General features: G+C 52.6%; 1 protein-coding gene and 2 pseudogenes. 2 read left to right on the forward strand and 1 reads right to left on the reverse strand.

All coding sequences use genetic code 11. From position 1 onward, the window contains the following. Positions 1-268 precede the first annotated feature (268 nt). A pseudogene (locus tag V6N04_RS18905) lies at positions 269-927 on the forward strand (IS6 family transposase). 297 nt (positions 928-1,224) lie between these two features. Further along, positions 1,225-1,812 (forward strand): annotated as a pseudogene (locus V6N04_RS18910) (IS6 family transposase); the annotation flags it as partial. A 10-nt stretch (positions 1,813-1,822) separates the two neighbouring features. Here V6N04_RS18910 and V6N04_RS18915 read toward each other — a convergent pair. Continuing rightward, positions 1,823-2,078, reverse strand: a 256-nt coding sequence (locus tag V6N04_RS18915) for a transposase (RefSeq protein ID WP_371171727.1), incomplete at its 5' end; no start/stop codon positions are given.

Below are 2,078 nucleotides of genomic sequence, written 5' to 3' on the forward strand. Positions count from 1 at the left end.
CTCATTTTCTACAGGGTATGATCATAAGACGATTCTTTCACGCTGAAGCAGAACCGACTGGAAGTCGGTGGGTTGGAACCAGGGCGTGGATACTGAACGACTACCGGCTGGCGCCGGTAGGATTTGCGATGTGCTTTTCCAGGTACTGAAGTACAGATGTCCTCTGTGATGGCACCGTTGGTGGTCGAAAAGGGTTCTGTCGCAAATTTTTCAGTTCGCTGTTGCTTTTCGTTTCTGTTATGCTCTCTGCCAAAAAAAGGCAGGCGAAATGGCTATCAATTTCAAAGGGACACATTACCCTAAAAGCGTGATCCTATACGCAGTGTTTTTCTACGTCCGATACGCCGTTTCCTATCGTGATCTGGAGGAGATTATGGCTGAGCGCTGCGTCACAATCGACCACGCCACGTTGAACCGGTGGGTGGTGAAATATGCGCCGTTCGTTGCTGCGGAAGCCCAGAAAAACAAGCGGTCCACGGCAGTTTCGTAGCGGATGGACGAAACTTATATCATGCTCAAAGGTGAGTGGACCGATCTTTACCGCGCCGTCGATCGGGACGGCCGAACCCTTGATTTTATGCTCTGAAATCGACGTGATACTGCTGCTGCGCGGCGGTTTTTCAAGCAAGCCATCAAGACAAATGGCGTTCCTGATCGGGTTGCTATCGATAAAAGTGGGGCCAATCTGGCGGGCCTTCAGGCGGTCAATGTGATCCACAAATTCACCGGTGAAGGGCGACTGATCGGGATTATGCAGAGTAAGCATCTAAACAACATCGTCGAGCAGGATCATCGTTTTATCAAGCGGATGACACGGCCGATGCTGGAATACTGGCCGGAATTGAAACCTCACACATGATCCGCAAAGGACAAATCACCGCCCAAGGCACAAACGGTTTCCAGCAATTCGCTGCCCTCGCAGGATAAGTGCGCCCGGGAGAAAGGTGATTGTTGCCCCTAGGAAAATTTGCGACAGAACCATTAGATTGACGTCTGGTTGCTGAAGTACTAGTCTCCGGGAGATTGACGTGGCTTGTTAGGGCCATGTGTTGACGTACCCTGTGGCTTTCAGGCTAAGTATCGATACTGAATTTGCCATAAGAAACCCTGGTCCTTTTTGTGGTTGAAAAGGCGAACTGGCCCCGCTTTAGCGGGGCCTCTTTTTTGGAGGGACTGTTGCATTAACTCTTGTTGTCGGCCAGGTTTTGACTTTTGAGGTTCACCATGCCGCGCCAGTCACCGTTCAAACATCATCGTTTTCCGCGTGAGATCATTCTCTGTGCTGTCCGGTGATATCTGCGATACCCGCTGTCTTATTAGGATGTCGTCGATCTTCTGGCAGAGCGCGATGTCACAGTTAATCGCTCTATTGTATATCGCTGGGTTCAGAAGTTCGGCCCTGAACTGACCAAGCGCACAGAGAAGCACCTGCGCCGGGCAAGTGTCGATTGGCATGTGGACCAGACCTACATCCGGGTCGGCGGAAAAAGGCACTACCTCTGGCGCGCCATTGATGCGAACGGGCAGATGGTCGACTTCCGCCTCACCGCGCGGCGGGATGCGAAGGCGATTGAGCGTGTCCGACTGCACCGCCCCGTTACGATCTGTACCGACAAGGCGCAGGCCTATGTGCGTGTCATCCGCGAAATCAACCATCGCTATGACCCACATTTCGACAGCATACGTCACATCGACCGAAAGTGGCGCAACAACCGGATCGAAAGTGATCATGCTGCTATGAAGCGGCTCCTTGGATATCGGCAGAGCTTCCGCTCACTCCGAACCGCCAAAGCAACCCTGAGCGGACTAGAGCACCGTCCATTTAATCTGTAACATACCCGGCAGCCTTGAAGAGATTTCGGCACTCGTCTGGTGGGAAGAGGTCGCATGTTTGTGCAACGGATTTGAAAAGCGCTTCGAAGGAGCGGGCCTTGAGCCTTCGGAGGTGTGCCTTGAGTTTCGAGTATGCCATTTCGATTGGGTTGAGGTCGGGCGAGTACGGCGGCAGAAAGAGCAGCCAGTTGCCTTGTGATTTCAGAACCTCTTGCGCATGGGCCGATTTGTGAGAAGACAGGTTG

Origin of the sequence: Aliiroseovarius conchicola, from assembly GCF_041403445.1 — a bacterium.
In the GTDB taxonomy this organism is placed as follows: domain Bacteria; phylum Pseudomonadota; class Alphaproteobacteria; order Rhodobacterales; family Rhodobacteraceae; genus Aliiroseovarius; species Aliiroseovarius conchicola.